Here is a 22181-nt window from a genome sequence, read left to right on the forward strand (position 1 = left end):
GATTGCAGACCATGTCCTATCAACTCGGTCTGGAGCGTCTGGTCGACGCCGTGCAGGAGCTGTCGCTCGCGCGTGATCTCGACGCGGTGACCGCCGTCGTCCGGCGCGCCGCGCGCGCGCTCACCGGCGCCGACGGCGCCACCTTCGTGCTGCGCGACGGGGACGAGTGCTACTACGCCGACGAGGATGCGATCGCGCCGTTGTGGAAAGGACAGCGCTTCCCGATGTCGATCTGCATCAGCGGCTGGGCCATGCTCAACCGCAGCGCCACCGTGATCGAGGATATCTATCTCGATCCGCGCATTCCCCATGAGGCTTATCGTCCCACCTTCGTCAAAAGCCTGGTGATGGTGCCGATCCGCACGCGCGAACCCATCGGCGCGATCGGCAACTACTGGGCGCAGATGCATCGCGCCACCGACGAAGAGGTGCATCTGCTGCAGGCCTTGGCGGATTCGACATCGGTGGCGATGGAGAACGTGCAGGTCTATTCCGAGCTCGAGCGCCGCGTCGAGGAACGCACGCAACAGCTGCACGCGGAGATCTTCGAGCGCCGCCGCGCGCAGGAAGAGGTACACCGGCTGTCGCAGACCGACGAACTGACCGGCCTGCTCAACCGGCGCGGCTTCTTCGAACAGGCCGAGCACATCTACACGATGCTGCGCGACCGGGGCGAGAGCTGCAGCCTGATCTACGCCGATCTGGACGGACTCAAGCGCGCCAACGACGTGGCCGGCCACGCCGCCGGCGATGCGTTGATCCGCGCCGCGGCGGAACTGTTGCGTCACGTGTTCCGCGAAGGCGACCTGCTGGCGCGCATCGGCGGCGACGAATTCGTGGTGCTCGCGGCCGGCTATGCGCCCGTCGCCGACGAACTGCGTCTGCGCATGGCGGCGCGGGCGCGGACCTGGGAAGCCTCGTCGAAGATGCAGGGCGCACCGCAATTCAGCATCGGCGTGGCCCAGGCGGTGAACGGCCACAGCGCCACGCTCGACCAGCTGATCGCCGAGGCCGACCGTTCGATGTACGCCGACAAGTGCCGGCGCCGGGAAGGCGCCACGGCGGACCGCTGACGCGTATTCCTAAAACGCTGCATTCCGATGCGCGCCGAGATCCGGTGACGGCCCCGTGCGCCGCATCGTGTTAGCGTCGGGCGGTTTTAATCGAATACGACAGAGGGGGCTGCGTGAGCGGGATCGTGAGTCAGCGTGATATCGAGCGCATCGAGGCGGAAGACCCGTCGCCCGACCTTCCCGAAAGTACCTACGCGCTGATCGGCCGCGCCGCCACGCAACGTCCCGACGCGCCCGCGCTGTCGTTCTTCCTGCAAGTCGATCATTTCCGCCGCCCGGAAACCTGGACCTATCGCCAGTTGTTCGAGCGCATCACCCAGACCGCGAACCTGTTCCATACGCTCGGCGCGGACAAGGACACGGTGATCGCCTATATCCTGCCCAACCTGCCGGAAACGCACTGGACGATCTGGGGCGGCGAGGCGGCCGGTATCGTGCTGGCGATCAATCCGTTGCTGGAAGCAGCGGCGATCGGAGAGCTGCTGGACACTGCGCAGGCCACGATCCTGGTCACGCTGGCGCCGTTTCCGGGCACCGATCTCTGGCAGAAGGTGCAGCAGGCGATCGCGCAGGCACCATCGTTGAAACACGTGCTGCTGATCAACCTGGCCGATCATGTTCCCGGGATCAAGGGCTGGATCGCGAAACGGCTGCAGCGTCGCGAAGAGACGCGCTTGCATGGCAAGCGTGGCGTCGCCGGCGCGTTGCCGAAACACGTGGACGTGCGCGATTTCAAGACCGCGCTCGCCGACCAACCCGCGGATCGCTTGCGCAGCGGGCGCACCATCCGGGCGAGCGACTACTCCTCGTTCTTCTGCACCGGCGGCACGACCGGCACACCGAAGATCGCCATGCGCCGGCACGGCAACGAGATCGCCAATGCCTGGGGCGCCGCGCAGACGTTCGGCGAGGTCTTCAAACCCGATGTCACCCTGTTCTGCGGCTTGCCGCTGTTCCACGCCAATGCCGTGTTCGTCACCGGCCTGCTGCCGTTCTCGCAAGGCGCGCACGTGGTGCTGGGGCCGCCGCAGGGCTATCGCACGGAAGGGTTGGTCAAGCGGTTCTGGGAGATCGTCGAGCATTACCGCATCAATTTCTTCTCCGGCGTGCCGACGCTGTACGCCGGTCTGTTGCAGCTGCCGGTGGAGGGGCGCGATCTGAGTTCGCTGCAATTCGGCATCTGCGGCGCGGCGCCGCTGCCATTGGCGGTGTTTCGCGAATTCGAAGCGCGCACGGGCCTGAAGATTCTCGAAGGCTATGGCCTCACCGAAGGCAACTGCGTGAGTAGCGTCAATCCGCCGCTGGGCGAACGTCGATCCGGTTCGATCGGTTTGCGCCTGCCGGGACAGCTGATGAAAGCCGTGCAGTTGGACGACGACGGAAACTACCTGCGCGATTGCGCGGCCGATGAAGTCGGCGCGTTGCTGATCAGCGGGCCGAACGTCTTCGCCGGCTACCGGATCGCGGCGCAGGACAAAGGGTTGTGGGTCGATCTCGGCGACGGCAGGCGTTGGCTCAATACCGGCGATCTCGCGCGCCAGGATGCCGATGGCTATTTCTGGCTGACCGGCCGCAAGAAGGAGCTGATCATCCGCGGCGGCCACAACATCGATCCGGCGATGATCGAGGATCCGTTGCATCGCCATCCGGCGGTGCAAACTGCTGCCGCGATCGCGCGGCCGGATGCCTATGCCGGCGAACTGCCGGTGGCCTACGTCCAGCTCAAGCCCGGCGCCGCGGTCAGCGAAGAGGCGTTGCTGGAATTCCTGCGCGGCGAGATCGCCGAAAGAGCGGCGCTACCCAAGCGCATCCGCATTCTCGACATCATGCCGCTGACGCCGATCGGCAAGATCTACAAGCCGGCCTTGAAGCGGCTCGAAGCCGAGGATGCCCTGCGCGCCGCCCTGGACGAGGCGGGCTTGGCCGTGCATGAGCTGCGCGTGGAGGACGACAAGCTCGGTGGGCTGGTGGTCCATGCCACGCCTGGCGACGGCGTGGCGCCGGATGACGTGCGGCAGGTGCTGGAACGCTTTCCGCTGGGCGTGCGCTTGCAGTAGTCCGAGAGTGGACGGACGATGCATCGACATCGTCCGTCCGTGCGGATCGCTTATTTCTTCGTGTCGGGCACTTCGCTCTCGACCACCATGTCGAGCACGTACACCACGGAAGACGCATCGGCCGGCGGGTTCTTGCGTTCGAAGCGCTTCACACGCACGACGTCGCGCTGACCGTCGATGTGTTCGTAACCCTGGATGTCCTCGTACAACGGCTGCCATTCGGCCTTGGTGGGCTTCTGCACGCCGTTCTCTTCGTATTCGCGCTCGCGCACCTGCAGGCACTGGTAGTTCGGGATCAGCGGGTGTCCGCACGGCACGCGCTTGGCGGCGACTTCGAAGAACTCGATCTTGCCCTCGCCGCCGTAGCGCGTTTCCGGCGTCGGTTCGCCGGTGAAGGTCAGCTTGTCGCCATTGCCCGAGACCAGGATGAGCTGCGGTGCCTCGGCGTTGTCGCTGATGGTTGCTTGCAGCTTGCCCTTCAGGCGCGCGCTGATTTCGCTGTCGAGCAGCATCAGCGGCGAATCCATGCAGGCCATCATGGTCGAGCCGATCTTCTCGCCGACCTCGATCGCGCCCTGGCTTTCGGTATAGCTGCCGAACAGGCGGTTGCAGCCGCCGCTGATGTTGAGCCGGCCATTGGCGAAGGTCAGCTGCAATGGACGCTTCGGATCGGTGCCGGGTTGCAGCGTCGCGATGGGCTGGCCCTTGCCGTCGACGGCGCTGCTCAGGCGCCAGTAATAGCCGGACAGCGCGACGGCGGGTTGCGCCTGCGGCGTCTCCGAACCGGCCTGCGTCGCGGACGGCTGCTGCGCGGTCTGCGCTTCCTGCGAAGCGGTGGGCGTAGTGCAGGCGGCCAGCAACATGGCAGCCAGCGGCACAGTGACAAGCAGGGAAGCGGCGCGGGTGGTCTTCGTCATGGCCTTGCGTCTTTTCGATGAGTGGGAGCCAGGATCAACGGGTGGTGCCGTGGATCGGGGTCATCCGGTGCCGCGAAGCGTTCAGTTTTCGAACGGCAGCGGCTCAGTGCGCCACCGGCAGGAACCACAACAGCGCCACGCCGAGCACGGCCCGATAGATCGCGAACGCGGTGAAGCGGTGCGATTGGATATAGCGCAGCAGCCATTTGACCGCGATGAAGGCGGTGACCGCCGACGCCACGAAGGCGATCGACAGCGCGCTCCAGTCCTCGTGCGCGAGGCCGCCGCTCTTGTAGACGTCCAGCAGTTCGTAGCCGGTCGCGGCGAACATGGTCGGGATGCCGACCAGGAAAGCGAATTCGGTCGCCGCGACGCGATTGGTGGTGCCGAACAGCAGGGCGACGAAGATCGTCGCGCCCGAGCGCGAGGTGCCCGGGAACACGCCCGCGACCACCTGTGCGATGCCGACCAGGATGGCGACGGTCCACGTGATCGCGCTGCGTTCGCCCAGTGCCTGCGCGCGCTTGGCCGCGAAGTGCTCCGCCAGCACCATCCACACGCCGCCGAGGATCAACGCCCAGGCGATCGGCTGGATCGTGTCGGGCAGGGTCCAGCCGAGCTTCTTGACCAGCAGGCCGCCGACCGCGGTCACCGCGAACGCCACCGCGAGCTTCAAGGCGTAGTCGCGCTGCGCCGGTTCGCGCAGGCCGACCAGCAGGCCCCACAGGCGCTGCCAGTAGATCAGCACCACCGCGAGGATCGCGCCGGCCTGGATCGCGATGTTGAACAGGTCCGAGCGGTGACCCAGCCAGTGTTCGGCGATCAGCAGATGGCCGGTGCTGGAGATGGGGAGGAATTCGGTGATGCCTTCGATGATGCCCAGCAACAGGGCGGCCAGGAGGTCGGACATGTGAGGAATGGGGAATCGGGGGAAAGCTGGGCAGCGCAGAGGATACCAGCCGCGCCACGGCGCACCGTTTTGGTGCAAGCGGGTGCCAGGGATGCCCTGAAGAGGTGCTCGACATCTCAAAACCCTTCATCTGGCTTTAACAATCAAGGGCTTGTGAGCGAAAACGACGTTGGCATGACTTGTGCTTTGTAACCTTTGTCTCGGCCATGCCGGCCGCACGATTCCCCCTTTCACTTTTCACCGGATCACAAACAACATGTCCATCGAACACGTCGAAAAGCTCGTCAAGGATCACAAGGTCGAATTCGTCGACCTGCGCTTCGCGGATGTCCGCGGCGTGCAGCACCACGTCACCTTCCCGAAGTCGATCGTCGAGCCCGGCCTGTTCGAGGACGGCAAGATGTTCGACGGTTCCTCGATCAGCGGCTGGAAGGGCATCAACGAATCCGACATGGTGCTGCTGCCCGATCCGGACACCGCCTTCCTCGATCCGTTCACCGCCGATCCGACGCTGGTGCTCAGCTGCGACATCCTCGATCCGGCGACGATGCAGGCCTACTCGCGCGATCCGCGCGGCGTCGCCAAGCGCGCCGAGGCCTATCTGAAATCCAGCGGCATCGCCGACCAGGCCTTCTTCGGTCCGGAGCCCGAGTTCTTCATCTTCGATTCGGTGCGCTACGCCAACGAGATGGGCCACACCTTCTTCCACATCGACTCCGAGGAAGCGCACTGGAACTCGGCCAAGGAATACGAAGGCGGCAACAGCGGCTACCGCCCCGGCATCAAGGGCGGGTATTTCCCCGTGGCGCCCCTGGACTCGCTGCACGACATCCGCGCCGAGATGTGCAAGACGCTCGAGCAGGTCGGCATCGAAGTGGAAGTGCATCACCACGAAGTCGCCAACGCCGGCCAGTGCGAGATCGGCACCAAGTTCAACTCGCTGGTGAAGAAGGCCGACGAGCTGCTGACGATGAAGTACATCATCAAGAACGTCGCCTTCCGCAACGGCAAGACCGCCACCTTCATGCCCAAGCCGATCGTCGGCGACAACGGCAGCGGCATGCACGTGCACCAGTCGCTGGCCAAGGGCGGCGTCAACCTGTTCAGCGGTGACGGCTACGGCGGCCTGTCGCAGACGGCGCTGTGGTACATCGGCGGCATCTTCAAGCATGCGCGCGCGATCAACGCCTTCACCAACTCCACCACCAACTCCTACAAGCGCCTGGTGCCGGGCTTCGAGGCGCCGGTGATGCTGGCGTACTCGGCGCGCAACCGCTCCGCCTCGTGCCGCATTCCGTACGTGAGCAATCCGAAGGCGCGCCGCATCGAGATCCGCTTCCCCGATCCGATGCAGTCCGGCTACCTCACCTTCGCCGCGCTGATGATGGCCGGCCTGGACGGCATCAAGAACCAGATCGATCCGGGCAGCCCGAGCGACAAGGATCTGTACGACCTGCCGCCGGAAGAGGAGAAGGGCATCCCGACCGTGTGCCACTCGCTCGACCAGGCCCTGGAAGCGCTCGACAAGGATCGCGAGTTCCTCAAGGCCGGCGGCGTGTTCTCCGACGACTTCATCGACGGCTACATCGCGCTGAAGTTGAAGGAAGTCACCGCGTTCCGCGCGGCGACCCACCCGCTCGAATACCAGATGTACTACGCCATCTGATGTGTGTTGCCCTCCCCTCACGCGCGCCGCGAGGGGAGGGATCGGACCAGCTTCGCAGTCGTTTTTCGCAACGGAACGAGGTGTCTTTTTTGGAAATCCGCCTGGACGATCTTCAATCCACCGAAGTCATCGCATTGCTGCGCGAGCACTTGCACGGCATGCGCCAGGTGTCACCTCCGGAAAGCACTCACGCACTGGACCTCGCCGAGCTGCGCCGTCCGGAGATCACGTTCTGGAGCGTTTGGGAGGGAGACGAGCTGGCCGGCTTCGGCGCGCTGAAGGAGCTGGATGCGCTGCATGCGGAGATCAAGTCGATGCGCACGGCGATCGCGCACAAACGCAAGGGGGTTGCGTCGCGATTGCTGGAGCATCTGGTCGCGGAAGCGGAGCGCCGGGGCTATCGCCGGCTGAGCCTGGAAACCGGCTCCATGGATTATTTCGAACCCGCGCGACAGCTGTACGCGCGCTTCGGATTCGATTACTGCGCTCCGTTCGATGCGTACGTTGAAGATCCGAACAGCGTTTTCATGACGAGGGAGATCAGCTCTAGGGAAGCAGGCGAAGGAGCCGGCCAGCTTCGTGCTTTTGGATGATCCGCACGACGGATATTCGGAAACGCGGGCAAGCCGAGTCGACAGGAGAAAAGCAAACGGTCAGGGCGCCATAGAAGCGGCCGGCCAGCAACATCAGCAGTGACCGGGGAGGGCCATTCTTTGAAGAGGGCCTGTCATGTCGTTCCGAAAGATCGCAATCGCATCGTCCCTAACTCTCCTTCTGTTCGGAGCGGGTTACGCGCACGCCGGCACCACAGGCTCGGTCGCCCTGACCAGTGACTACGTCTTCCGCGGCGTGTCGCAGACCAATGAGGACCCCGCCCTGCAGGGCGGTATCGAATACGCGCACGACAGCGGTTTCTACGTCGGTGCCTGGGGGAGCAACATCAGCTGGCTGTCCGACATTCCCGGTGACATCTCCAGCAGCCTCGAACTCGACGGCTACTTCGGCTATCGCGGCAAGGCCGGCGATATCTTCGCCTACGACGTCGGCGCGCTCACCTACTACTACCCGGGCGATTTCCCCGACGACTTCAACGAAGCCAACACGACCGAACTGTACGTCGGCGGCACCGTCACGCCGATCGAGGAGCTGTCGCTGGGCCTGAAATATTCCTATTCGCTCACCGATCTGTTCGGTTACGTCGATTCCGACGGCAGCGGCTATCTCGACGCCTCGGTCAACTGGACCTTCACGCCGGGCTGGACGCTCAACGTCCATGGCGGCAAGCAGTGGATTAAGGAGAACGAGGATTTCGAATACACCGACTGGAAGCTCGGCGTCACCAAATCCTTCGACAACGGCTTCTCGATCGCCGCGGCCTACACCGACACCAACGCGGACGAGGCGCTCTACACCAACGCGCGTGGCACCAAGATCGCCGATGGGCGTTTCGCGGTGACCTTCGCCAAGGCGTTCTGAGGCAGCGATGCATATCAAGACTGGGAGAACCGCATGAAACTCATCACCGCCATCATTCGCCCGTTCAAACTCGACGACGTGCGCGGCGCGCTCACCGAGGTGGGCGTGTCGGGCATTACCGTCACCGAGGTCAAAGGCTTCGGACGGCAGAAAGGCCACACCGAGCTGTATCGCGGCGCCGAATACGTCGTCGACTTCCTGCCCAAGCTGAAGATCGAATGCGCAGTTACCGAGGAGCTGCTCGAACGCGCGCTGGAAGCGCTGCAATCGGCAGCGGGCACGGGCAAGGTCGGCGACGGCAAGATCTTCGTCACGCCGATCGAGCAGGCCATCCGCATCCGCACCGGCGAACTTGGCGCCGATGCGCTCTGACATCCACACGGAGGCAATTATGAAGACTCGATTTTTCTCCGGGTGGTCCACCCGTGTTCACGCGCTGTGCCTGACGCTGCTGTGCGGCCTGATGTTGTCCGGCCTCACGGCGGTCGCCTTCGCGCAGGAAACGCCCGCCGCCACTGCGGAAGCGGCGAGTGCACAGGAAACACCCGCTGCGTCCACGGAAGCGACTGCCGCACCGGCTGAAGCTGCCGCGGCAGAAGCTCCGGCGGAACCTGCGGCACCCGCCGCGCCGGCACCGACGGCCAGCAAACCCGACACCGTCTGGGTCCTGGTCTCCGCGGCGCTGGTGATCTTCATGACGCTGCCGGGCCTCGCGTTGTTCTACGGCGGCCTGGTGCGTTCGAAGAACGTGCTGTCGATCCTGATCCAGAACCTTACGGTGTTCTCGCTGATCGCGGTGTTGTGGGCGTTGTATGGCTACAGCTTCGCGTTCACCGAAGGCAGTGCGTTCATCGGCGGCACGGATCGGCTGTTCGCGAAAGGATTGGATGCGAACGCGCTCGGTGCCACGTTCACCAAGGGCGTCTACATTCCCGAACTGGCGTTCTTCGTGTTCCAGGGCGCATTCGCCAGCATCACCTGCGCGCTGGTGCTCGGTGCGTTCGCCGAGCGCGTGAAGTTCATCGGCGTGCTGGTGTTCACGGTGCTGTGGTTCACCTTCGCTTATCTGCCGATGGCGCACATGGTGTGGTTCTTCCCGGGCCCGGATGCGTTCACCGACGCCGACGCCGCGACCAAGGCGCTGGAGAAATCCGGCTTCCTGTTCGCCAAGGGCGCGCTGGACTTCGCCGGCGGCACAGTGGTGCACATCAATGCCGCCATCGCCGGTCTGGTCGGCGCGTATGTGATCGGCAAGCGCACCGGCTACGGACGTGAGGCGATCAAGCCGCACAACCTGACGCTGACGATGATCGGCGCCTCGATCCTGTGGGTGGGCTGGTTCGGCTTCAACGCCGGTTCTGCGCTGGAAGCCAACGGCGTGGCTGCGATCGCCTTCGTCAACACCTTCCTGGCGACCGCCGCGGCGGTGGTGGCGTGGGTGGTGGTGGAGTGGATCACCAAGCGCAAGCCGTCGCTGCTGGGCGCGGCCTCGGGCGCGGTGGCGGGACTCGTGGCGATCACGCCGGCGGCCGGTTTCGTCGGCCTGTGCGGCGCGCTCGCGATCGGTGCGATCGCCGGTGTGCTCTGCCTGTGGGGCGTGAGTGGATTGAAGCGCTTGCTCGGCGCCGACGACAGTCTCGATGTGTTCGGCGTGCATGGCGTGGGCGGCATTACCGGTGCGTTGCTGACAGGCGTGTTTGCGGCGCCGAAACTCGGCGGCGCTGGCATCTGGGATTACGTCACCGAAACCGCGCTGCCGGAATACGACATTGCCGGACAGGTGTGGATCCAGGCACAGGGCGTGCTGGTCACGGTCGCCTTGTCGGGCGTGGTGGCGCTGGTGTCGTTCCTGATCGTCAAGTTCACCGTTGGCCTGCGCGTGCCGGAAGAAGCCGAACGCGAAGGCCTCGACATCACCTCGCACGGAGAAAGCGCATACGAAGCATGACGGCCGTGCGGCGGATCTGAACCCTCCCCGGGGCCGCCGCACCATGCTGTTCATCCCGATGCATCCGCTCATGCGGTGCATCGGGATTTTTTTGTCTGCTCGTCGTGATCCTTCAGTTCGTCATTCCCGCGAAGGCGGGAATGACAGGGAGTGGGGCCTGCTTGCAAATCGTTGCTGGCGCGGTTGCAATGCGGCATGCGTTTCCGAAACCTCATCGCCGCCGTCCTCGCGGCGGCGCTCGCCGCCTGCGCGCACGCGCCCGAACACAATCCGCTCGCGCAGTGGGTGTCGTCGAAGAACTACGGGCCGCGCAAGGCCGTGCTGATCGTGATCCACGCCACCGAGCAGGATTCGGTGCAGGAAAGCCTCGACACGCTGCGCACCGCCAACAGCGGCGGCCCGGTCAGCGCGCATTACCTGATCGGCCGCGATGGCAAGCGTTATCAGCTGGTGGCCGATGGCGAACGCGCCTGGCATGCGGGACCGGGACGCTGGGGCACGATCGGTGATCTGAATTCCGCGTCCATCGGCATCGAACTCGACAACGACGGCCTCGCCGAATTCCCGCCCGAGCAGATCGACAGTCTGCTGGTGCTGCTCGAGGACTTGTGCACGCGCTTGAACATCGCGCGCACCGACATCGTCGCGCACGCCGATTTCGCGCCGACACGCAAACGCGATCCCGGTGCGAAATTTCCCTGGAAGCGGCTCGCGGACGCCGGTTTCGGCCGTTGGCCGGCGGCGGATGCCGGCGAACCGCCGCCGGGTTTCGATCCCTGGCTCGCGCTGCGCCTGATCGGCTATCCGCTGGAGGATCGCGCCGCGACCGTGCGCGCGTTCCATCGACACTTCCGCGGCAGCGAGACCGACGTACTCGATGCCGAGGACTTGCGCATCCTCCACGCGCTGACGCGGCAGGCGGACTGAGCGATTCCGGTCACGCCGCTGCGGCGGATCGCGGCGACAACCATGTCTCCAGCGCCGTCAGCACTTCGCTGCGGCCCGGATCGGCTTCGTTGAACAGCTCGTGATACAGCGTGTCGAACTTCTGCGTGGTCAGCAGCGCTTGCGGCGCGACAGCGGCGAAGTCGCGGCTGCCGGTAGGATCGACGAGGTAGTCGTCACCCGCGTACAGGAGCAGGCTCGGCACTCGCAGCTGCTGGGCATCGGCGATGCACGCCGCACCCGCGCGGAAGATGAAATTCGCCAGACGCGGCGTGACCCAGCCATAGCGCAACGGGTCGCGTTTGTACGCGGGCCCGACCGCGGGATCGTGCGAGAGCTTGTCGGCTTTCAGGCCGGCGCGCAGCGGCAGGTTCGGCAGCAGAGGCGTCAATCGCGCGGCCAGGGCCTGCAGCCACTTGGGTTCATGCGCACGCAGCACGGGCGAGGAGAGCACCAGCAGCGGCGGCGCGATGCGGCCATCCAGCACCGTGCGCAGCGCGACCAGGCCACCCATGCTGTGGCCGACCAGCAATGGCGCGAAACCGAGCGAGGTGGCGTAGTCGGAGTAGAGGTCGGCCAGATCTTCCAGCAGCGCATCCGCGCGTGGAATCGCGCCGTGTTGTCCGGGTGTGCGGCCATGCCCGCGCTGGTCGTAGCTGCGCACCGCATAACCGCGCCGGTTGAACCACTGCGCCAGCGCGTCGTAGCGCCCGCAATGCTCGCCGAGGCCGTGCACCAGCAGCACCGCGCGGTGCGCGCCGGAGACCGGCCAATCGCGCACGAACAACGCGGCGCCATCGCGCATCGTCAGCGGAGCGTGGGCCGCAGCCTCCCGTGCCTGTCCGTCGTCTGGAGGCATACGCCCTCGAAACCGTGGATGTTCGGCAGACGATGCACCGTCGCCAGGAACGGCGCAACCGGCCTGACGCGGCGCGGCGCCAATGTCCACCGTGCGCATCGTCGCGATTGTCCCGGCTGAACGGGCATCGGAGCCGACACCCGTCACGCCGCAACGGCGATGCCGGTCGACCGCGGACCGCTCGTCGGCGAGGCCGGCGCGGGCCGGGGAAATTCACTGCTGTTGAACAATCGCCTGCCTAGCGTGATTCGACCGCATCCGCGGTTTTCCTCGCCCGAGGTCCGCCATGAGAGCGTCCGCCGCTGTGCCGCGTCTGCTGCTGGCAGGTGCGTTGTGCGCCGTTGCCGCCGTGGCTTCCGCCGAAGTCGTGGTGGTGCCGTTGCGCAGTTTCGAGGAAGTGCCATCGGTGTCGTCGACGGCGAAAGGTGCGTTCGTGGCTTTCATCAATGATCGCCAAGGCAGCATCCGTTACGAGTTGCGCTACGACGCATTGCAGGGCGACGTTCGTCAGGCCCACATTCATTTTGGGCAGCGCGGCGTCAACGGCGGCGTGAGCGTGTTCCTGTGCCAGACCGCGGCCAATCCCGATCCCACCGGCCTGGCGCCCACGTGCGCGCCCGCGCCCGCGCGCGTGACCGGCACCTTGACCGCCGCCAACGTGATCGGACCCGCGGGGCAGGGCATCGCCGCGGGCGAATTCGCTGAACTGGTGCGCGCGATTCGCGCGGGCGCCGCATACGTCAACGTGCACTCGAGCACGTTCCCGGCGGGCGAAGTGCGCGGACAGACGCATCACGGATGGTCCCAGCCGTGAAGAGAGATTGAAGTGAGGTTCAGTCGCCACATCCGGCGATAACGTCACGGTTCCCTGAGGTTAACTCTCGTCGGCGTACGGTCGTTGTGCGCCGATTGCGGGCATGTGCGCGCTGTTCGTTCGCAACCGCTCTCGGCGTGATGGCTCATCTTACGAGGACGCCAATATGAAATCGATCACCATTGTTGCAAGCGTATTGCTCGGCAGCGCGTTGTCCCTCAATGCCATGGCCGCGGATTCGCGGAACGGGCAGCCACAAGGCACGGAGCAGAAAGAATCCGTGCAACCAGTCAGCGACAGCTGGATCACCACCAAGGTGAAGACCGAATTGCTGGCCGCGCGCGATGTGTCCGGCCTCAAGATCGACGTCGAGACCGTGAACGGACAGGTCAAATTGTCCGGTGCCGTGAAGACGCAGATGCAGGTCGACAGGGCGATCGCGGTGGCGCGTAGCGTCAAGGGCGTCAAGGATGTGGATTCCAGCGCGCTGACCGTAGAAGGTTCGGCGGGCCATTGATCCGCATTGATCCACGTTGATCTGGGGCTCGCGAGCGTTGCGCCCTTGGGCATGGACTATCCGCCTTCCGTGCCGGTGACTTCCAGGGCGCGGCGCAGCCGCGACAGCGCCGGCGCGATCTCCTCGGCATCGATCACGCCATAGCCGAACGAGAGCGCCGGCCGCTGTGGCGGTGTCAGCGAATATTCGGCAATTGATTGCGCGCCGGGCGCATGCCGCCGTGTCGCGGCGATGATGCGTCCGGCGTGCTCGGGTTCGCGGATGCGCGCGGCCAGATGCAGGCCGGCTTCGGAGGGAAGCGGATCGAGCCACGCGCCCAGTTCGCGTCGCATGCCATCGAGCAGCGCCTCGCGTCGCGCCGCATAAAGCGAGCGCATCTTGCGCACGTGCCGCGCCAGGTGGCCGCCCTGGATGAAGGCGGCCAACGTCATCTGCGCGATCTCGTCGCAATGCGAATCGGCGTACAGCTTGGCGGCGAGCAGGCCATCGCGCGCCCACGCCGGCGCGACGACGAAACCCTTGCGCAGGGCGGGGAACAAACTCTTCGAGAACGTGCCGACGTAGAACACCAGCGCGTCGCAATCGAGCGTTTGCAGGGCATCCAGCGGACGGCCGCCGAAACGGAATTCGCCGTCGTAGTCGTCCTCGATGATCACCGCGTCGTGCTTGCGCGCGAAATCGAGCAGGGCGGTGCGACGTCGCAGCGATAGCGCCACGCCGGTCGGCGACTGGTGCGAAGGCGTCACGCAGATCACGCGCACGTCGTTCGGCAACTGATCGACGCACAAACCTTCATCGTCCACGGGAATCGCCACCACACGCGCGCCGGCGTTGGTGAAAGTCGTGCGGAAGGTGGGATAACCTGGATCCTCCACCGCTACGCAGGTGCGATCGGGTGTCACCAGCAGACGCGCCAACAGATCGAAGGCCTGCTGCGCGCCGGAGGTCACGATCACGTCCTCGCCCGTGCACGCCACCGCGCGCGCGAACGCGACGTGCTGCGCGATCGCCTCGCGCAACGCGGGAATGCCTTCGGTGGGCGGATAGCGGAAGGGCGACTTCGCCCATGCGCGCAGGGACTGTGCCGACAACTGCCGCCATAACGCATGCGGGAAATGGCGGTGATCGGGAACGCCGATGCGGAAGCTCTGCGACGGCAGGCCGGGCGGCGCGGTCGGCCCCATGAAAGGCGGCTGCCAGTAAGTGGGGTTCAAGCGGTGGTCGTCCGGTTTCGGCAGATGCCGCGCGGCGTTCGCGGGGCGTCTGGCGGCGATGCTGGCGACCGTCGCCTTCGCGCCCGGTTTCGGCACCACGTAACCCTCCGCCATCAGCAAATCGTAGGCGGCGACCACCGTGTTGCGCGCGATGCCGAGCACGGCGGCGACCCGTCGCGTGGCGGGCAGCGCCGCGCCCGCGGCCAGGCGGCCGTCGAGGATCGCGGCGCGCAGCTGCTGGTGCAGGACCTGCGTCAGCGAGCCTTGTCCGCGTGCCGGCAGGGCCAGATCGAAGGGAAAAACTGGCTCCATCTTTTTTCCTAAAACTGGCATCTCCAAGGTGCCAGATTACGCCTTTCAATAGCCTCAGGCGGCAATCCCGGCCGCCGCGCCCACTCCAGCTCCGCGAGGCCCGCCATGCCCTGTTACGTCTGCGCCACCTGCGGTACCCAGTACGCCGAAACGGCTGCTCCGCCCGCCCATTGCCCGATCTGCGAGGACGATCGCCAGTACGTCGGCTGGCAGGGCCAGGCCTGGACCACCCACGAAGCGCTGGCCGCCAAGCACACGCAGCGGCTGGAAGACGACGCCGGCCTGCTCGGCATCGGCCTGTCGCCGGACTTCGCCATCAACCAGCGCGCGCTGCATCTGCGCACCGACGCCGGCAACCTGCTGTGGGAGTGCGTCAGCCTGGTCACCGACGAGGCGGTCGCCGCGTTGCAGGCGCGTGGCGGCGTCGATCGCATCCTCATCTCGCATCCGCACTTCTACACCGCGATGGTGGAGTGGAGCGAAGCGCTCGGCGGCGTGCCGATCCTGCTGCACGAGGCCGACAAGGCCTGGGTGCAGCGGCCGTCGAAGCGGATCGAATTCTGGGGCGGCGACACGCTCGCGCTGTCCAACGACGTCACTCTGATCCGTTGTGGCGGCCATTTTCCGGGCAGCACCGCCATCCACTGGAAGCATGGGCCGCGTCCCGGCGGCACGCTGTTGCCGGGTGACGCGCTGCAAGTCGTATTCGACCGCCGCCACGTCACCTTCATGTACAGCTATCCCAACTACGTGCCGATGAACGTGAGCGACGTGCGCGCGATGCGCGAACGCCTGGAGCCTTTCGATTTCGAGGACGTGTACGGCTACACCTGGGGCCGCAACATCATCGGCGGTGGCCGTTCAGCCGTCGACGCTTCGTTCGATCGCTTCCTGCTCGCCGCCGCCGCTTGACACACCATCGATACTGATCACCCGAGGTTCTCCTCATGCAAGCCATCGAGACCGCTCCCGTGCCGACCACGACTCCCGCTGAACGCGCCTGGCTCACGCCGCTGGAACTGTCCGTGCTTGGCGCGATCTGGGGCGCCTCGTTCCTGTTCATGCGCGTGGCCGCGAACGACTTCGGCCCGATCGCGCTGGTCGAGGTGCGGCTCGCGCTCGGATCGATCGCGCTGATGCCGCTGTTGTGGCGCGCACGGGCGCAGTTTCCGTTGGCTCTGTGGCCGAAGCTCGCGCTGATCGGCGCGATCAACTCGGCGTTGCCGTTCCTGTTGTTCGCCTGGGCCGCGCAGCGCGCGCCGGCCGGTGTCGGCGCGATCACCAATGCGATGACGGTGTTGTTCACCGCGCTGGTCGGCTTCCTGTTCTTCGGCGAGAAGATCGGCACGCGCCGCGCCGTCGCGCTGGTGGCGGGATTCGCCGGCGTCGTGGTGCTGGCGAGCAGCAAGGTGGCCGGCGCCAGCATCGGCTGGGCCGTCGCCGCGGGCGCGACCGCCTCGTTCCTGTACGGCATCGGCATCAACCTCGTGCGCCGGCATCTGACCGGATTGCCACCGGCCGCGGTCGCTTCCGCCACGCTCGGCAGCGCCGCGTTGCTCACGCTGCCGTTCGCGATCGCGACCTGGCCGCAGGCGGCGATCCCGATGAAGTCGTGGGTGTCGGCGGCGCTGCTCGGCATTCTCTGCACCGGGCTGGCCTTCGTCCTGTATTACCGGTTGATCGCCCGCATCGGCGCGGCGCGCGCGTCCACGGTGACCTATCTCATCCCGCTGTTCGGCGTCGCCTGGGCGTGGCTGCTGCTCGACGAACCGCTCACATTGAAGATGGGCATCGCCGGTGCGCTGATCCTCGGCAGCGTCGCCTTCAGCCAGCGCGCGCCGAAGTAGCGGCCGCGCGCCATCCTCCGTGCTACGTTGCCGCCTTCGATCCGCAGGCGAGGGACGGCGATGGCAACGGTGCTGGTGACTGGCGGTTCGGGATTCGTCGGCAGCCATTGCCTTTTGCAGTTATTGGCCGCCGGCCATGTCGTGCGCACCACGGTGCGCGATGCGAAGCGCGAAGCCGGCGTGCGTGCCATGCTCGCGCAAGGCGGTGCCGAGCCCGGTGATCAACTCTCCTTCGCCGTTGCCGATCTCGAACGCGATGCAGGCTGGGCGGAAGCGGTCGCCGGTTGCGACTACGTGCTGCACGTCGCTTCCCCTTTCCCGGAAAGCCTTCCGAAGCACGAAGACGAATTGATCGTCCCGGCGCGCGAGGGCGCATTGCGCGTGCTGCGCGCCGCGCGCGATGCCGGCGTCAAACGCGTGGTGCTGACATCCTCGTTCGCTGCGATCGGCTACGGCCATCCGCCGCAACAAGCCCCGTTCGACGAAACCAGCTGGACGCAGCCCGAGGGCGCCGACGTGCTGCCCTACGTGAAATCAAAGACGCTGGCCGAACGTGCCGCCTGGGATTTCATCGGACGCGAGGGTAGCGGACTGGAACTGTCGGTCGTCAATCCGGTGGGTATTTTCGGCCCGGTGCTGGGGCCGGATTACTCGACCTCGATCCTGTTGGTGCAGCGATTGATGGACGGCGCCATGCCGGGTTGTCCGCGCCTGTACTTCGGCGTCGTCGACGTGCGCGACGTGGCCGCGCTGCATCTGCGCGCCATGACCGATCCGGCCGCGAAGGGCGAACGCTTCCTCGCCGTCGCCGGTGATTTCCTTTCCATCCGCGACATGGCGAAAACGTTGAAGTCGCGCGTGGGCAGCGCGGCGAAACGCGCGCCGACCTTGCAGCTGCCCGACTGGCTGGTGCGGTTGGCCTCGCTGCGCGATCCGGCCGTGAAGCAGATCCTGCCCGAGCTTGGGAAGCCGAAGAACGCGACATCCGAGAAAGCGCGGCGCGTGCTGGGCTGGACACCGAGATCGAGCGAGGACGCGTTGGTCGCCACCGCCGAAAGCCTCGTGCGGCTCGGTTTGTTGAAGTGAATCGACGAAAGTTGTTGCGTCGCCGCTAGAGATCGCCCGTCAACTCTGACAACAACGCGCGCACCAATGGCGAGGCGGCAAGCGTCTTGCGCGTGAGCGCATGCACGCGGCGGCTGAGCGGCAAGCCGCCGGGCTTGCGGGTCACGATCGTGTCAGCACTCGGAAAACGCAGTCCAAGTTCTGGCGCGAAGCCCACGCCGAGTCCCGCCGACACCATCCTGAGCAGCAGATCGTAATCGTCGACGGTATGCGCGATCCGTGGCGCGAAACCTGCGGCCGCGCAGGCGCGTTGCGCCAGCAGGTGATCGTCGGTCTGCCGCGATCCGACGATCCAGTTCTCCCGCGCCAATCGTTCCAGCGCGATCGGACCACGCTCGGCTCGCCACGACGCTGGCAACGCGAGCAGCACGGGCTCTTCCAGCAGCAACTGCGAAGCGAGACCGGCTACTTCCGGCCGCGGTACCAGGTTGTAGGCGAACGCGATGGCCAGATCGCAGCGGCCATCGCGCACGGCCTCGATCGCATCGGCGGATTCGAGTTCGCGGAGCACCACGTGCATCTGCGGGAAGCGATCCCGCAGCCGCACGACGGCCGGAAGCAGATGTGTCTTGGCGAACGTCGAGAAGCAGCCGACTTCCAGTGCGCCCTTCGGGTGCTCGTCGGCCGCGCGCAGATCGTGCTCGGCGGCCTCGACCGCCTGCAGGATCGCGTCCGCGTGCGACACCAGCCGCGCGCCTTCAGCGGTCAGGCGCACGCGGCGCCCGACATGCTCCAGCAAGGCGACGCCGGCCTCGCGTTCGAGGGTGGCGAGTTGCTGCGACACCGCGGACGAGGTCAGGCCGAACGCATCGGCGACCGCCGTCATCGTGCCGCGATGGGCGAGTTCTCGAAGCAAACGCAGGCGGGTCAGGTCGAACATCAAGAAAATCTTACAATCAATTGAAGATTTGCGAAGTGGACCTGACAGATTGGCGCCGCTAAGGTCCCTCTCCATCGAGCCGGAGTAGTCCCGGCGAGAGGAGGGTTCCATGATCGAACAGCGAGTGATTCCAGCAGCCGGCGGCGTTGGGCTGCGACTCAGGCGCGGCGAGCGGTTGCGCATCATCGATCCGCAGGGCGGACAGAGCGGCGATCTCGTCGCCTTCTCGCAGGATGGCCGCGAGCGACTCTCGAACGGCCGCACGTTCGACTATGGCGGAAAGATTTACGTCTCCACGGGCGACATGCTCTGGTCGGATCGCAGCCATCCGATGCTGACCATCCTCGACGACCAGGTGGGACGGCACGACTTCCTGTATTCCGCCTGCAGCGCCGAGATGTATCGCATCCAGTACGGCGTCACCGGAGATCACGCCAACTGCAACGACAACCTCAGTGCCGCGCTGCGCGAACTCGGCATCGATCCGGAACCGTTGCCGACGCCGCTCAATGTCTTCATGCGCGTCGACGTGGCGGCCGATGGGCGGCTGGTCTTCGCGCCACCGCAGTCGCGCGCCGGCGATGCGATCGTGCTGCGCGCCGAGATGGATCTGGCGATCGCGCTGTCCTCGTGTCCCGCATCGACCTGCAACGACGGCGCGCCGCCCATGCCGCTCGCGTTCGAGATTCTCGTCGATTGACGCAACCCAACCGGAGATTCGAATGACCAGGCTTTCCCTGTTGGGCATCCCCAACGACGACAACTCCTCGTTCCTGCAAGGCGCCTCCGAAGCGCCTTCTCTGATTCGCCGCGCCCTGCACTCCGACGCGTACAGTGCCTGGAGCGAAACCGGAATCGATCTGCTCGCCGCGGGCAGGCTGACGGATCATGGCGACATCCGTTTCGACGACGCTTCCGATCCCTGGACTCTCATCGAGCAGCGCGTGGCGGATGCGATGGCCTCCGGCGATCCGTTGATCTGCCTCGGCGGCGATCACGCGATCACCTATCCGATCCTGCGCGCGGTGCGTCGTCGTCATGCCCGCCTGACCCTCCTGCACATCGACGCGCATCCGGACATCTACCACGCCTACCAGGACAATCCACGTTCCCACGCCTCGCCCTTCGCGCGGATCATGGAAGAGCGGCTGGCCGATCGCCTGATCCAGGTCGGATTGCGCACGCTCAACGCCGAGAATCGCGCGCAGATCGAACGCTTCGGCGTCGAGACCGTCGAAGCGGCGCACTGGCGAGGGGATCTCCGGCTCGACATCACGACCCCGGTCTACCTCTCGCTGGACCTCGATGGATTGGACCCGGCCCACGCCCCCGGCGTCTCGCATCGCGAACCCGGCGGGCCGACGTTGCGTCAGGTGATCGATCTGATCCAGGGCATCGGGCAGCCGATCATGGCCGCCGACATCGTCGAGTACAACCCGCGTTGCGACGTGTCCGACATGACGGCGCTCGTCGCGGCGAAACTGCTGAAGGAAATCGGCGGGATGATGGTGAAGAACGCACGGAAGAGCGCCGCAGCCGTATGAACTGACTGCGCGAATCCGGTGGAGGCGTCCACGCCGGGGTGAAAGGCGCGTGAAATCTCCAATCGCCACATGCCGCAGGGATGCCGCGCGTTGTCGTTTCATCGCGACCGATGGGATTCACGCAAGCGAGACGCGAATAACGTTCAAGCTGTGCGGCAGTTCATGCAAGCATCAAGCCGCATCGACGGGTTCGAGAAAACCGATCGCAGGTCCCGTGAAGACCGTTGAAGGCTCGATAGACTGCAATCAACCGGCATCGGTCGCGAGATGGGGAGTGGGGATACACGATGAAGGCAATCATCCTGACCGGAGGTTCCGACGGCGACATCCATCCGCATCTCGCGCTCGCCAGCGCGCTCCGCGATCGCGGGCACGAGGTCGTGTTCCTGGCGACGTACGAATACATCGAGGCGGCGCGATCGCTGGGATTGCGTGCCATCTGCACCCTCGGTGGCGACGAGAAGCGCACGTTCAACGAGGAGGCGAGCCGGATGCGGCCGTTGCAATGGATCCGCAGCCATTTCCGGTTCTTTTCCGGAAAGATCGCCGCCTGCGCGCGCCTGGCCGCGAATGAGATCGATGACGAGACCGTGATCATCTCGCCGCTGTCGGTCTCCGGCATCGCGCGGTTGTTGCACGATCGCTATGGAACGCCATACGTGTCGACGATGCTGACGCCGGCCGATCTGATCTCCCTGCGCGATCCGCCGTTCTACAAATCCTTGCGCGGCGTGCTCGGGCTGCCGTATGGATTGCGTCGTCCGGCGTTCGCGGCCGTCGAATATGCACTGATCGATCCGCTGTGCCGAAGCCTGCTGCGCGAGGCCGCGCGCGAGTTCGATCGCACGCTGCCGCGACGGATGTACAGCCGCTGGCTGTTTTCGCCGCAACGTATCATCGGCCTGTTTCCGGAATGGCTCTGCAAGCGTCCGCCTGATTGGCCGGCGCATGTCACGCTGACTGGGTTCCCGTTGTATCGCAGCGCCGACGCGGCGCGCGAACTGTCGGAAGGGTTGCAGCATTTTCTCGACGCCGGATCGCCGCCGGTAGTGGTCGCGGCCAGCACGGCGGCGACGAAGAGCCGCGCCTTCTTCGAAACAGCGATCGAAGCGCTTCAGGCCGCCGATCAGCGCGGCATCCTGGTGACCCGTCTCGCCGATCAATTGCCGCCGCTGCCGGACGGCGTCCGGCACGAGTCGTATCTGCCGCTCGATTTGCTACTGCCGCGTGTGGGCGCGTTCGTGCATCAGGGCGGCGTCGGCATGGCCGCGCTCGCGATGTCGGCCGGCGTACCGCAGCTGATGCTGCCGTCCTTCACCAACCAGACCGACAATGCGCGCCGCGTCGCCGCGCTCGGCTGCGGCATCACGCTGGAACGTGATCGTGACGCCGCGTCACTCGCGGCGGCGCTGCGTGAGCTCGTCAGCCCTGCGAGCATCGAACGCTGTCGCGCCGTGCAGCAGATGACCGAGCCCGGCGAGATCGCATGCGCGCGCGCGGTCGAGGTGATCGAGCAGACCGTGCGTGACGCGCGCGGGCTCGCGCTCGCGGCATAGGCGATCCCGTGTGCGGCGATCGAGCGATCCGGCGCGGGCCGCTGAAAGCATCCGGGCCTCGCGAACGCTGTGAATATGTTCCGCCCAGGGGAATGCCGGGTTTCAGCTCCCGCGTCTTCCGAGCAGCGCCAGCTTCATGCCCACCCATCCTTGTAGCGGCAATGTCAGCACGAGGCCCGCGCAGAACCACCCTGGATAATCGCCGCCCATCCTGACCACGCCCCACACGGCGGCAGCCAGCAGCATTACAAAGAACGCCAGGGCGTGCCCTCGCGGCGCGCGAGGCGCCGCGCGCGCCGCCACCCAGATGGCGGCCGTGCCGGATGCGATCACCCAGCCGAGATCCCAAGCCAGCCGACCGTCTCCGCCCGGCGGCAATCCGAACCAGTCCGCCAGCTCGCCGCCCAACAGGTTGATCACGACCACCGCCGCGAGGGCCAGTGCGATCGCCAGCAGGGAGCGCAGTATCGTGATCGGGATTCGCCAGGACGGCATGGCACCCTCTTGGTGCTTGGTGCGAA

22 protein-coding genes are annotated in these 22181 nt (G+C 65.9%); 16 read left to right on the forward strand and 6 right to left on the reverse strand.

Annotated elements, in window-relative coordinates; genetic code table 11:
• The first annotated feature begins 11 nt into the window (after positions 1 to 11).
• Together LG367_RS01680 and LG367_RS01685 are read left to right on the forward strand one after the other, a co-directional pair.
• Entirely contained in the window at positions 12 to 1073 is a 1062-nt protein-coding gene (locus LG367_RS01680) for a sensor domain-containing diguanylate cyclase (protein ID WP_226467475.1), read from the forward strand.
• Positions 1074 to 1198: 125 nt separating this feature from the next.
• On the forward strand, positions 1199 to 3130 hold the full coding sequence (locus LG367_RS01685) for an acyl-CoA synthetase (RefSeq protein WP_226467476.1): 1932 nt from the start codon (positions 1199 to 1201) through the stop codon (positions 3128 to 3130).
• Positions 3131 to 3180: 50 nt separating this feature from the next.
• Here the strand turns inward: LG367_RS01685 and LG367_RS01690 are convergent, their stop codons facing one another.
• Positions 3181 to 4047: an META and DUF4377 domain-containing protein gene (locus tag LG367_RS01690; protein ID WP_226467477.1), complete on the reverse strand. Its 867-nt coding sequence runs from the start codon at positions 4045 to 4047 to the stop codon at positions 3181 to 3183.
• 103 nt (positions 4048 to 4150) lie between these two features.
• Positions 4151 to 4957: an undecaprenyl-diphosphate phosphatase gene (locus LG367_RS01695; RefSeq protein ID WP_226467478.1), complete on the reverse strand. Its 807-nt coding sequence runs from the start codon at positions 4955 to 4957 to the stop codon at positions 4151 to 4153.
• A gap of 256 nt (positions 4958 to 5213) precedes the next feature.
• Here LG367_RS01695 and glnA point away from each other — a divergent pair, with 256 nt between their 5' ends.
• From glnA to LG367_RS01725, 6 genes are all read left to right on the forward strand, one after another.
• Positions 5214 to 6623, forward strand: coding sequence for a type I glutamate--ammonia ligase (gene glnA / locus LG367_RS01700; RefSeq protein WP_226467479.1), 1410 nt, complete (start codon positions 5214 to 5216; stop codon positions 6621 to 6623).
• The gene (locus LG367_RS01705; protein WP_319004000.1) at positions 6623 to 7216 is read left to right on the forward strand and encodes a GNAT family N-acetyltransferase; all 594 of its coding nucleotides are present in this window, start codon (positions 6623 to 6625) and stop codon (positions 7214 to 7216) included. Before glnA ends, LG367_RS01705 begins: the two co-directional genes overlap by 1 nt.
• Before the next feature lie 136 nt (positions 7217 to 7352).
• Positions 7353 to 8099 (forward strand): TorF family putative porin, encoded by a 747-nt coding sequence (locus LG367_RS01710; protein WP_226467480.1) that lies wholly within the window; start codon positions 7353 to 7355, stop codon positions 8097 to 8099.
• Between the two features lie 33 nt (positions 8100 to 8132).
• A complete protein-coding gene (locus tag LG367_RS01715; protein WP_226467481.1) occupies positions 8133 to 8471 on the forward strand; it encodes a P-II family nitrogen regulator in 339 nt (112 codons plus the stop codon).
• Between the two features lie 19 nt (positions 8472 to 8490).
• Positions 8491 to 10047 carry an ammonium transporter gene (locus tag LG367_RS01720; RefSeq protein WP_226467482.1) on the forward strand — a complete coding sequence of 519 codons (1557 nt, stop codon included), beginning with the start codon at positions 8491 to 8493 and terminating at the stop codon, positions 10045 to 10047.
• Positions 10048 to 10242: 195 nt separating this feature from the next.
• Positions 10243 to 10974, forward strand: a complete 732-nt coding sequence (locus LG367_RS01725; RefSeq protein WP_226467483.1) for an N-acetylmuramoyl-L-alanine amidase — start codon at positions 10243 to 10245, stop codon at positions 10972 to 10974.
• A 10-nt stretch (positions 10975 to 10984) separates the two neighbouring features.
• On the opposite strand, the gene LG367_RS01730 is transcribed toward LG367_RS01725, so the two are convergent.
• Complete coding sequence (locus LG367_RS01730; protein WP_226467484.1) at positions 10985 to 11851, reverse strand: alpha/beta hydrolase; 867 nt, start codon at positions 11849 to 11851, stop codon at positions 10985 to 10987.
• A gap of 286 nt (positions 11852 to 12137) precedes the next feature.
• Between LG367_RS01730 and LG367_RS01735 the strand changes: the two genes are divergently transcribed.
• Both LG367_RS01735 and LG367_RS01740 read left to right on the forward strand, forming a co-directional pair.
• On the forward strand, positions 12138 to 12665 hold the full coding sequence (locus LG367_RS01735) for a CHRD domain-containing protein (protein ID WP_226467485.1): 528 nt from the start codon (positions 12138 to 12140) through the stop codon (positions 12663 to 12665).
• A 103-nt stretch (positions 12666 to 12768) separates the two neighbouring features.
• Complete coding sequence (locus LG367_RS01740; protein WP_226467486.1) at positions 12769 to 13182, forward strand: BON domain-containing protein; 414 nt, start codon at positions 12769 to 12771, stop codon at positions 13180 to 13182.
• Between the two features lie 56 nt (positions 13183 to 13238).
• On the opposite strand, the gene pdxR is transcribed toward LG367_RS01740, so the two are convergent.
• A complete protein-coding gene (pdxR, locus tag LG367_RS01745; protein ID WP_226467487.1) occupies positions 13239 to 14708 on the reverse strand; it encodes a MocR-like pyridoxine biosynthesis transcription factor PdxR in 1470 nt (489 codons plus the stop codon).
• A gap of 105 nt (positions 14709 to 14813) precedes the next feature.
• Here pdxR and LG367_RS01750 point away from each other — a divergent pair, with 105 nt between their 5' ends.
• The 3 genes from LG367_RS01750 to LG367_RS01760 are packed head-to-tail and all read left to right on the forward strand — an operon-like array spanning position 14814 to position 17641.
• Positions 14814 to 15620 (forward strand): MBL fold metallo-hydrolase, encoded by an 807-nt coding sequence (locus LG367_RS01750; RefSeq protein ID WP_226467488.1) that lies wholly within the window; start codon positions 14814 to 14816, stop codon positions 15618 to 15620.
• Between the two features lie 35 nt (positions 15621 to 15655).
• Positions 15656 to 16555, forward strand: coding sequence for a DMT family transporter (locus tag LG367_RS01755; RefSeq protein ID WP_226467489.1), 900 nt, complete (start codon positions 15656 to 15658; stop codon positions 16553 to 16555).
• A 60-nt stretch (positions 16556 to 16615) separates the two neighbouring features.
• Positions 16616 to 17641, forward strand: a complete 1026-nt coding sequence (locus LG367_RS01760) for an SDR family oxidoreductase (protein WP_226467490.1) — start codon at positions 16616 to 16618, stop codon at positions 17639 to 17641.
• Positions 17642 to 17666: 25 nt separating this feature from the next.
• Here LG367_RS01760 and LG367_RS01765 read toward each other — a convergent pair whose 3' ends face one another.
• On the reverse strand, positions 17667 to 18560 hold the full coding sequence (locus tag LG367_RS01765) for a LysR family transcriptional regulator (RefSeq protein WP_226467491.1): 894 nt from the start codon (positions 18558 to 18560) through the stop codon (positions 17667 to 17669).
• A gap of 109 nt (positions 18561 to 18669) precedes the next feature.
• Here LG367_RS01765 and LG367_RS01770 point away from each other — a divergent pair, with 109 nt between their 5' ends.
• The 3 genes from LG367_RS01770 to LG367_RS01780 all read left to right on the forward strand — a co-directional run bounded on the left by LG367_RS01770 (position 18670) and on the right by LG367_RS01780 (position 21660).
• Positions 18670 to 19260: a DUF1989 domain-containing protein gene (locus tag LG367_RS01770; protein ID WP_226467492.1), complete on the forward strand. Its 591-nt coding sequence runs from the start codon at positions 18670 to 18672 to the stop codon at positions 19258 to 19260.
• A 22-nt stretch (positions 19261 to 19282) separates the two neighbouring features.
• Positions 19283 to 20104, forward strand: coding sequence for an arginase family protein (locus LG367_RS01775; protein WP_226467493.1), 822 nt, complete (start codon positions 19283 to 19285; stop codon positions 20102 to 20104).
• Between the two features lie 287 nt (positions 20105 to 20391).
• Positions 20392 to 21660 carry a glycosyltransferase gene (locus LG367_RS01780; RefSeq protein ID WP_226467494.1) on the forward strand — a complete coding sequence of 423 codons (1269 nt, stop codon included), beginning with the start codon at positions 20392 to 20394 and terminating at the stop codon, positions 21658 to 21660.
• 102 nt (positions 21661 to 21762) lie between these two features.
• Here the strand turns inward: LG367_RS01780 and LG367_RS01785 are convergent, their stop codons facing one another.
• Positions 21763 to 22155 (reverse strand): hypothetical protein, encoded by a 393-nt coding sequence (locus LG367_RS01785; RefSeq protein ID WP_226467495.1) that lies wholly within the window; start codon positions 22153 to 22155, stop codon positions 21763 to 21765.
• Positions 22156 to 22181: the final 26 nt, after the last annotated feature.

Origin of the sequence: Luteimonas panaciterrae, from assembly GCF_020511115.1 — a bacterium.
Classification (GTDB): domain Bacteria; phylum Pseudomonadota; class Gammaproteobacteria; order Xanthomonadales; family Xanthomonadaceae; genus Luteimonas; species Luteimonas panaciterrae.

Excerpts from the sequence above, each read along its gene's own strand:
- LG367_RS01680 (WP_226467475.1), top strand. The coding sequence starts at position 12 with ATGTCCTATCAACTCGGTCTGGAGCGTCTGGTCGACGCCGTGCAGGAG.
- LG367_RS01690 (WP_226467477.1), bottom strand. The coding sequence starts at position 4,047 with ATGACGAAGACCACCCGCGCCGCTTCCCTGCTTGTCACTGTGCCGCTG.
- LG367_RS01695 (WP_226467478.1), bottom strand. The coding sequence starts at position 4,957 with ATGTCCGACCTCCTGGCCGCCCTGTTGCTGGGCATCATCGAAGGCATC.
- glnA (WP_226467479.1), top strand. The coding sequence starts at position 5,214 with ATGTCCATCGAACACGTCGAAAAGCTCGTCAAGGATCACAAGGTCGAA.
- LG367_RS01705 (WP_319004000.1), top strand. The coding sequence starts at position 6,623 with ATGTGTGTTGCCCTCCCCTCACGCGCGCCGCGAGGGGAGGGATCGGAC.
- LG367_RS01710 (WP_226467480.1), top strand. The coding sequence starts at position 7,353 with ATGTCGTTCCGAAAGATCGCAATCGCATCGTCCCTAACTCTCCTTCTG.
- LG367_RS01715 (WP_226467481.1), top strand. The coding sequence starts at position 8,133 with ATGAAACTCATCACCGCCATCATTCGCCCGTTCAAACTCGACGACGTG.
- LG367_RS01720 (WP_226467482.1), top strand. The coding sequence starts at position 8,491 with ATGAAGACTCGATTTTTCTCCGGGTGGTCCACCCGTGTTCACGCGCTG.
- LG367_RS01725 (WP_226467483.1), top strand. The coding sequence starts at position 10,243 with ATGCGTTTCCGAAACCTCATCGCCGCCGTCCTCGCGGCGGCGCTCGCC.
- LG367_RS01730 (WP_226467484.1), bottom strand. The coding sequence starts at position 11,851 with ATGCCTCCAGACGACGGACAGGCACGGGAGGCTGCGGCCCACGCTCCG.
- LG367_RS01735 (WP_226467485.1), top strand. The coding sequence starts at position 12,138 with ATGAGAGCGTCCGCCGCTGTGCCGCGTCTGCTGCTGGCAGGTGCGTTG.
- LG367_RS01740 (WP_226467486.1), top strand. The coding sequence starts at position 12,769 with ATGTGCGCGCTGTTCGTTCGCAACCGCTCTCGGCGTGATGGCTCATCT.
- pdxR (WP_226467487.1), bottom strand. The coding sequence starts at position 14,708 with ATGGAGCCAGTTTTTCCCTTCGATCTGGCCCTGCCGGCACGCGGACAA.
- LG367_RS01750 (WP_226467488.1), top strand. The coding sequence starts at position 14,814 with ATGCCCTGTTACGTCTGCGCCACCTGCGGTACCCAGTACGCCGAAACG.
- LG367_RS01755 (WP_226467489.1), top strand. The coding sequence starts at position 15,656 with ATGCAAGCCATCGAGACCGCTCCCGTGCCGACCACGACTCCCGCTGAA.
- LG367_RS01760 (WP_226467490.1), top strand. The coding sequence starts at position 16,616 with ATGGCAACGGTGCTGGTGACTGGCGGTTCGGGATTCGTCGGCAGCCAT.
- LG367_RS01765 (WP_226467491.1), bottom strand. The coding sequence starts at position 18,560 with ATGTTCGACCTGACCCGCCTGCGTTTGCTTCGAGAACTCGCCCATCGC.
- LG367_RS01770 (WP_226467492.1), top strand. The coding sequence starts at position 18,670 with ATGATCGAACAGCGAGTGATTCCAGCAGCCGGCGGCGTTGGGCTGCGA.
- LG367_RS01775 (WP_226467493.1), top strand. The coding sequence starts at position 19,283 with ATGACCAGGCTTTCCCTGTTGGGCATCCCCAACGACGACAACTCCTCG.
- LG367_RS01780 (WP_226467494.1), top strand. The coding sequence starts at position 20,392 with ATGAAGGCAATCATCCTGACCGGAGGTTCCGACGGCGACATCCATCCG.
- LG367_RS01785 (WP_226467495.1), bottom strand. The coding sequence starts at position 22,155 with ATGCCGTCCTGGCGAATCCCGATCACGATACTGCGCTCCCTGCTGGCG.